Here is a 7163-nt window from a genome sequence, read left to right as displayed (position 1 = left end):
CCGCGCGCCCCGCGGCGCGGTGGCCGCGGGCGGCGGCGTGCCGCCGACGACCCGTGCCGGGGGTGCGCCCGGCCCCGGCACGGCGTGCGCCAGAATGGCGGCATGACTCTGTTCCGCGACGACGGCATCGTGCTGCGCACCCAGAAACTGGGCGAGGCGGACCGGATCATCACCCTCCTCACCCGCGGCCACGGCCGGGTGCGGGCCGTGGCCCGGGGGGTGCGCCGGACCTCCTCGAAGTTCGGCTCCCGGCTGGAGCCGTTCACCCACGTCGACGTCCAGTTCTTCGCCCGGGGCGCGGAGCTGGTCGGCCGCGGGCTGCCGATGTGCACCCAGACCGAGACGATCGCCCCCTACGGGCAGGCGATCGTCACCGACTACGACCGCTACACCGCCGGGACCGTGATGCTGGAGACCGCGGAGCGGTTCACCGACCACGAGGGCGAACCCGGGGTGCAGCAGTACCTGCTGCTGGTCGGGGGGCTCCGCGTGCTGGCCTCCGGCGACCACGCGCCGGGGCTGGTGCTCGACGCCTTCCTGCTGCGGTCGCTCTCCGTGGCGGGGTACGCGCCCAGTTTCTCCGACTGCGCCCGCTGCGGCATGCCCGGGCCGAACCGGTTCTTCTCCGTCGCCGCCGGCGGGACGGTCTGCCCCGACTGCCGGATGCCGGGGAGTGTGGTGCCCTCGCCGGAGGCGCTGGTGCTGCTCGGGGCGCTGCTCACCGGCGACTGGGCGACGGCCGACGCCGCCGAGTCCCGGCACCGGCGGGAGGGCAGCGGCCTGGTCTCCGCCTACCTGCACTGGCACATGGAGCGCGGCCTGCGCTCGCTGCGGTACGTCGACCGCAGCGGCGGTGACGCCCCCGCCCCCGCCGTCCCGGCCGGCCGGCACCCGGCTCCGCACGCGCAACCGGGCTGAGCGCCGCGGGAGGCCTGCTGCCCGGACCGCGCCCCGTCCGGACCGGGCGCCCCGTCCGACACCCCGTCCGGAACCGTGCACGCCCGCCCCGAACCGCCCCCCTGCCCCGCCCGCGCTCCCGTCCGTCCGCGCCGCCGACGGGCCGGCCCCGGCGCCGTCTCCCGGTCGCCGCCCGGCGTGGGGCCCGCGGCGGTCGGCTACCCTCGCACCTGCCGGAGCGACGCGTTCCCACCCGCCCTCCGGGCTTCCGTCGAACTCAGTCGAGAGAGAGCACTGCCATGGCCCGTCGCGGAATGCTGTCACGGCAGCGTCGCGTGCCCGCCGATTACGCCGCCCCCGACCCGCACCCCTCCGGAGCACGGCCGCCGAAGCTGCCGGCGGAGCTGGTCCCCGGACACGTCGCGATCGTGATGGACGGCAACGGCCGCTGGGCGAAGGACCGCGGCCTGCCGCGCACCGAGGGCCACAAGATCGGTGAGTCCGTCGTCCTGGACGTCGTGAAGGGCTGCCTGGAGCTGGGGGTGCGCAACCTCTCGCTGTACGCGTTCTCCACCGAGAACTGGAAGCGCTCCCCGGACGAGGTGCGCTTCCTCATGGCGTTCAACCGGGACGTCATCGACCGCCGCACCGAGGAGCTCGACGCCATGGGCGTCCGCATCCGGTGGGCGGGGCGGCAGCCGCGGCTGTGGCGCTCGGTCGTCACCAAGCTGCAGGCCGCCGAGGCGCGGACCCGCGACAACGAGGCGATGACGCTGTACATGTGCGTCAACTACGGCGGTCGGGCCGAGATCGCCGACGCCGCCGCCCGGCTGGCCGAGGACGTGCGGGCGGGCCGCCTGGACCCGGGCAAGGTCAACGAGAAGACGTTCGCGAAGTACCTCTACCACCCGGACATGCCCGACGTGGACCTCTTCCTGCGCCCCTCGGGGGAGCAGCGGACGTCGAACTACCTGATCTGGCAGAGCGCCTACGCGGAGCTGGTCTACCAGGACATCCTCTGGCCCGACTTCGACCGCCGGAACCTGTGGGACGCCTGCGTCGAGTACGCCTCCCGCGACCGCCGCTTCGGCGGTGCGCTCCCCAACGAGGTCACCGCTCCCACCCCCGCCGACGGGCGCTGAGGGCGGCACCGCCCGCGGTGGACGTGCGCCGGGCCCGGGACGCGACCGAACGGTCGCGCTCCGGGCCCGTACGTCGCGCCGCTGAGCGCGCCGCTCAGCGGGAGGCGGCGCAGTCGCCGCAGGTGCCGAAGACCTCGACGGTGTGCGCGACGTCCACGAAGCCGTGCTCCGCGGCGATCGCGTCCGCCCACTTCTCCACGGCCGGCCCCTCCACCTCGACCGCCTTGCCGCAGGTGCGGCAGACCAGGTGATGGTGGTGGTCGTCGGTGGAGCAGCGGCGGTAGACCGACTCGCCGTCCTTGGTCCGCAGCACGTCGACCTCGCCCGCGTCGGCGAGCGACTGCAGGGTGCGGTAGACGGTCGTCAGCCCGACGGAGTCGCCGCGGTGCTTGAGCACGTCGTGCAGCTCCTGCGCGCTGCGGAACTCGTCCGCCTCCGCCAGTGCCGCCGCCACCGCGGCCCGCTGACGCGTGGACCGCCCACGGACCGGTGGTCCTGCCGTCACCACGATGCCCTCCTCGGAGAATCCTCGGAACTGTTACCCGCACGGCCCCCGCGCGGGGATGCCATTGTGCCAGCACATCACGGGGCGGCGACGACCTCGCTCTCCCGCGTGGCTCCGGGCGCGGCCGCCGCACGGGCACGGCGCCGGGACAGCGGGGCCGCCACGGCGGCGATCAGGGCGAACAGGCCCAGGGCGATCAGCACGATCGTCGCGCCGGGCGGGACGTCGGCGTAGTACGAGGTGACCGTGCCGGAGAGGGACACCAGCACGCCGAAGCCGACGGAGAGCCCCAGCGTGGTGGCGAACCCCCTGGTCAGCTGCTGCGCGGCCACCACCGGGATCACCATCAGCGCGCTCACCAGCAGCAGTCCCACCACCCGCATCGCGACGGTGACGGTGGCGGCCGCGGTCACCGCGAGCAGGAGGTTCAGCGCCCGGACCGGCAGCCCGGTGACGCGGGCGAACTCCTCGTCCTGGCAGACGGAGAACAGCTGCCGCCGCAACCCGAACGAGACCAGCAGTACGAACGCCGAGAGGATCATGATCGCGGTGATGTCGCTCGGGGAGACGGTGTTCACCGAGCCGAAGAGGTAGGTCGTGAGGTTGGCGGTGGAGCCTCCCGGCGCCAGGTTGATGATCATGACGCCGCCGGCCATGCCGCCGTAGAACAGCATGGCGAGGGCGATGTCGCCGCGGGCGCGGCCGGAGGAGCGCACCAGTTCCATGGCGACCGCCCCCACGACGGAGACCAGCACCGCCATCCACACCGGGTTGGCCGACAGCAGGAACCCGAGCGCCACCCCCGTCAACGCGACGTGACCGATGCCGTCGCCCATGAGCGCCTGGCGGCGCTGCACCAGGTAGATGCCGACCGCCGGGGCGGCGATCCCGATCAGCAGCGCGGCCTGGAGCGCGCGCTGCATGAAGGGGTAGTCGAGGACTTCCAGCATGATCCGTCCGTTTCCGCTGCTGTATCCGTGAGCCGGCGCGTCGCTACAGGATGCCGGTCTGGAGGGGCGGCACCACCGAGGGGTCCAGCTCGTCGTGGGGATGGCAGGCGTGGTCGGCGGGCAGCTCCGAGGAGTGTTCCACGACGCGTTCCACCCGGCCGCCGGAGAGGACGACGGCGCGGTCGATCAGCGGCTCCAGCGGGCCCAGCTCGTGCAGCACCACCAGGACCGCGACCCCGCGTCCCACCTGCTCGCGCAGGGTGTCGGCGAGGATGCGCTGGCTGGCGAGGTCGACTCCCGCCAGCGGCTCGTCCATGATCAGCAGCTCGGGCGAGGTGGTCAGCGCCCGGGCGATGAGCACCCGCTGGTGCTGGCCGCCGGAGAGCGAGTCCACCGGGTCGCCGGCGCGGTCGGCGAGGCCGACCTGCTCCAGCGCGTCCCGGACCGCCGCCCGGTCGGCGCGGCCCAGCGGGCGCAGCCCGCGCCGCGCGAGCCGCCCGGCGGTCACGACCTCCCGGACGGTGGCGGGCACCCCGCCGGCCGCGGTGGAGCGCTGCGGCACGTAGCCCAACCGCTGCCATGCGCGGAACCGGCGGACCGGCGTCCCGAACAGCCGCAGCTCCCCGCCGGTCAGCGGGACCTGGCAGACGGCGGCCCGGACGCTGGTGGACTTGCCGGAGCCGTTGGGGCCCAGCAGCGCGACCACCTCGCCCGGCCCGACCGTCAGGTCGACGCCGCGCAGCACCGGCCGACCGCCGAGTTCGGCGGTCACCCCGCTGAGGGATATGACGGGCTCCATGGATACTCCGTGGGGTCGGGGCGGCCTGCGCTGCCGGGGACGTCCTCGGAATTGTCCTACGCGTCGGTGCGCAGTGCCTTCTGCAGGGCCTCCAGGTTGGCGCGCATCACCGCGAAGTAGTCGTCGCCGCGCGACGCGTCCGTGATGCCCTCGACCGGGTCGAGGACGTCGGTCTCCAGGCCGAGGTCCTCGGCGAGGGTCGCCGCCATGGCGTCGCTCGCCAGCACCTCGAAGAAGACCGTGCTCACCTCGTCGCGCTCGGCGACGTCGTGCAGTTCGCGCATCCGGGCGCCGCTCGGCTCGGACTCGGGGTCCAGGCCCGCGATGGCCTCCTCGCGCAGCCCGTACCGCTCGGCGAGGTAGCCGAAGGCGGCGTGGGTGGTGATGATCGTGTCGGTTTCCCGGTTGGCCAGGCCCTCCTCGAACTCCTCGTCCAGCACCCGCAGTTCGTCGGCGAGATCGGCGGCGTTCTTGCGGTAGTCCTCGGCGTTGTCGGGGTCGGCCTCGGCGAGGGTGTCCGCCACGCCGTCGGCGGCGACGGCGAAGGTCAGCGGGTCCAGCCAGAGGTGCGGGTCGCCGTCACCGTGGTCGTGGTCGTGGTGGTGCCCGTCGTGACCGTGGTCGTCGTCCCCGTGGTCGTGGTCCTCGTCGCCGTGGCCGTGGTCGTCCTCGTCGGCGTGGTCGTGGCCGTGGTCGTCCTCGGCGTGGTCCTCACCGCCGTGGTCGTGGCCGTGGTCGTCCTCGGCGTGGTCCTCACCGCCGTGGTCGTGGCCGTGGTCGTCGTCCCCGTGGCCGTGGTCGTCCTCGTCCGCGTGGTCCTCGTCGCCTTGATCAGCGCCGTCCTCGGTCTCCGGGGTGGTGCTGACGAAGGACATGACCTCTGCCACGTGCTCGACGCCGGACTGCTCGATCGCGTCGTCCACCGCCGGCTGGAGCCCCGCGATGTACAGGATCGCGTCGGACTCGCCGAGCGCGCCGACCTGGCGCGGGCTGAGTTCGAGGTCGTGGGGGTCGACGCCCGGGGAGGTGAGCGTGGTGACGTCCACGTGGTCGCCGCCGACGCGCTCCGCGAGGAAGGCCATCGGGTAGAACGAGGCGGTCACCGCGAGGGTGCCGTCCCCGTCACCGGCGCCGCCACCGCCGTTGTCGTCGGTGCCGCAGGCGCCGAGGGCGAGGACCGACAGGGCGGCGGAGGTGGCGACGGCCGACCTGGTTATCCGGGGGCGGCGAGGGCTGCGAGCATTGGTCATGACAGCCATTTTCAAGGGCGATGGAAACCGTTGTCAATTGAGTGGGGTGTCGTGCGCACCACGCTTCGCCCTGAAGTGGGTCCCCCGCTGGCCAAAGCCCGCGTCCCGATTTGGTGATGGGCCATGTCACGCCGGTAATCTGGGGCGACTCCATCGCCGTCCTGAAGAGAGCACCGTGGCCGCCGACAAGATCGACACCATCGTCAGCCTCAGCAAGCGCCGTGGCTTCGTCTACCCGTGCAGTGAGATCTACGGCGGCCAGCGTGCCGCCTGGGACTACGGGCCGCTGGGCGTGGAACTGAAGGAGAACATCAAGCGCCAGTGGTGGCGCTACATGGTCACCTCTCGTGAGGACGTGGTCGGTCTTGACTCGTCGGTGATCCTGGCCACCGAGGTGTGGGAGGCCTCCGGCCACGTCGCCACCTTCTCCGACCCGCTCACCGAGTGCACCTCCTGCCACAAGCGCTTCCGCGCCGATCACCTGGAGGAGGCGTACGAGGCCAAGCACGGCCGCCTCCCCGAGAACGGCCTGGCGGACGTCAACTGCCCGCACTGCGGCAACAAGGGCGCCTTCACCGAGCCCAAGCAGTTCTCCGGGCTGCTCGCGACCCACCTGGGCCCGACCCAGGACACCGGCTCGGTCGCCTACCTGCGCCCCGAGACCGCCCAGGGCATCTTCACCAACTTCGCCCAGGTGCAGCAGACCTCGCGCAAGAAGCCGCCGTTCGGCATCGCGCAGATGGGCAAGTCCTTCCGCAACGAGATCACGCCCGGCAACTTCATCTTCCGTACCCGCGAGTTCGAGCAGATGGAGATGGAGTTCTTCGTCAAGCCGGGCGAGGACGAGAAGTGGCAGGAGTACTGGATGGAGCAGCGCTGGAACTGGTACCGCGGCCTGGGGCTCCAGGAGTCCAACATGCGCTGGTACGAGCACCCGGAGGAGAAGCTCTCCCACTACTCCAAGCGCACCGCCGACATCGAGTACCGCTTCCAGTTCGGCGGTAGCGAGTGGGGCGAGCTGGAAGGCGTCGCCAACCGCACCGACTACGACCTCGGCGCGCACTCCAAGGCCTCCGGCCAGGACCTGGCCTACTTCGACCAGGAGGCCGGCGAGCGCTGGACCCCCTACGTCATCGAGCCCGCCGCCGGCGTCGGCCGCGCGATGCTGGCCTTCCTCCTCGACGCCTACATCGAGGACGAGGCGCCGAACGCCAAGGGCAAGCTGGAGAAGCGCGTCGTGATGCGCCTCGACCCGCGCCTGGCGCCGGTCAAGGTGGCCGTGCTGCCGCTCTCCCGCAACCCGCAGCTCTCGCCGAAGGCCCGCGGCCTCGCGGCGACGCTGCGCAACAACTGGAACATCGAGTTCGACGACGCCGGCGCCATCGGCCGCCGCTACCGCCGTCAGGACGAGATCGGCACCCCGTTCTGCGTCACCGTCGACTTCGACACCCTCGACGACAACGCGGTGACCGTACGTGAGCGCGACACCATGAAGCAGGAGCGGGTCTCGCTCGACCAGATCGAGTCCTACCTGGGCAGCCGACTGCTCGGCTGCTGACCGGAGCGCGGGGCCGGCAGCGGCCGGACCCGCGCCCGACCGAAGGGGTCCCGGAGCCGCAC

Annotated in this window: 7 protein-coding genes; 3 read left to right on the top strand and 4 right to left on the bottom strand. The window is 72.6% G+C overall.

Annotation, left to right across the window (positions count from 1 at the left end; genetic code table 11):
* The first annotated feature begins 102 nt into the window (after positions 1–102).
* Together recO and HCN56_RS22025 are read left to right on the top strand one after the other, a co-directional pair.
* Positions 103–918: a DNA repair protein RecO gene (gene recO / locus HCN56_RS22030; protein WP_167973844.1), complete on the top strand. Its 816-nt coding sequence runs from the start codon at positions 103–105 to the stop codon at positions 916–918.
* 278 nt (positions 919–1196) lie between these two features.
* Positions 1197–2039 carry an isoprenyl transferase gene (locus tag HCN56_RS22025; RefSeq protein WP_167973842.1) on the top strand — a complete coding sequence of 281 codons (843 nt, stop codon included), beginning with the start codon at positions 1197–1199 and terminating at the stop codon, positions 2037–2039.
* 94 nt (positions 2040–2133) lie between these two features.
* Here HCN56_RS22025 and HCN56_RS22020 read toward each other — a convergent pair whose 3' ends face one another.
* The 4 genes from HCN56_RS22020 to HCN56_RS22005 all read right to left on the bottom strand — a co-directional run bounded on the left by HCN56_RS22020 (position 2134) and on the right by HCN56_RS22005 (position 5543).
* Entirely contained in the window at positions 2134–2547 is a 414-nt protein-coding gene (locus HCN56_RS22020) for a Fur family transcriptional regulator (RefSeq protein WP_167973840.1), read from the bottom strand.
* A gap of 74 nt (positions 2548–2621) precedes the next feature.
* Entirely contained in the window at positions 2622–3494 is an 873-nt protein-coding gene (locus HCN56_RS22015) for a metal ABC transporter permease (protein WP_167973817.1), read from the bottom strand.
* Between the two features lie 43 nt (positions 3495–3537).
* Positions 3538–4293: a metal ABC transporter ATP-binding protein gene (locus HCN56_RS22010; protein WP_167973815.1), complete on the bottom strand. Its 756-nt coding sequence runs from the start codon at positions 4291–4293 to the stop codon at positions 3538–3540.
* A 56-nt stretch (positions 4294–4349) separates the two neighbouring features.
* Positions 4350–5543 carry a metal ABC transporter substrate-binding protein gene (locus HCN56_RS22005; RefSeq protein WP_376770911.1) on the bottom strand — a complete coding sequence of 398 codons (1194 nt, stop codon included), beginning with the start codon at positions 5541–5543 and terminating at the stop codon, positions 4350–4352.
* Between the two features lie 175 nt (positions 5544–5718).
* Here HCN56_RS22005 and HCN56_RS22000 point away from each other — a divergent pair, with 175 nt between their 5' ends.
* The gene (locus tag HCN56_RS22000) at positions 5719–7101 is read left to right on the top strand and encodes a glycine--tRNA ligase (RefSeq protein ID WP_167973811.1); all 1383 of its coding nucleotides are present in this window, start codon (positions 5719–5721) and stop codon (positions 7099–7101) included.
* Positions 7102–7163 lie beyond the last annotated feature (62 nt).

Source organism: Streptomyces lonarensis (genome assembly GCF_012033735.1).
Taxonomy (GTDB): Bacteria; Actinomycetota; Actinomycetes; order Streptomycetales; family Streptomycetaceae; genus Streptomyces; species Streptomyces lonarensis.
Note: the sequence above shows the minus strand (reverse complement) of the source record. Positions and strands in the feature narration are given on the sequence as shown.

Coding starts and splice junctions, on each gene's coding strand:
- HCN56_RS22005 (WP_376770911.1), bottom strand. CDS start 5,543: ATGACCAATGCTCGCAGCCCTCGCCGCCCCCGGATAACCAGGTCGGCC.
- HCN56_RS22010 (WP_167973815.1), bottom strand. CDS start 4,293: ATGGAGCCCGTCATATCCCTCAGCGGGGTGACCGCCGAACTCGGCGGT.
- HCN56_RS22015 (WP_167973817.1), bottom strand. CDS start 3,494: ATGCTGGAAGTCCTCGACTACCCCTTCATGCAGCGCGCGCTCCAGGCC.
- HCN56_RS22025 (WP_167973842.1), top strand. CDS start 1,197: ATGGCCCGTCGCGGAATGCTGTCACGGCAGCGTCGCGTGCCCGCCGAT.
- recO (WP_167973844.1), top strand. CDS start 103: ATGACTCTGTTCCGCGACGACGGCATCGTGCTGCGCACCCAGAAACTG.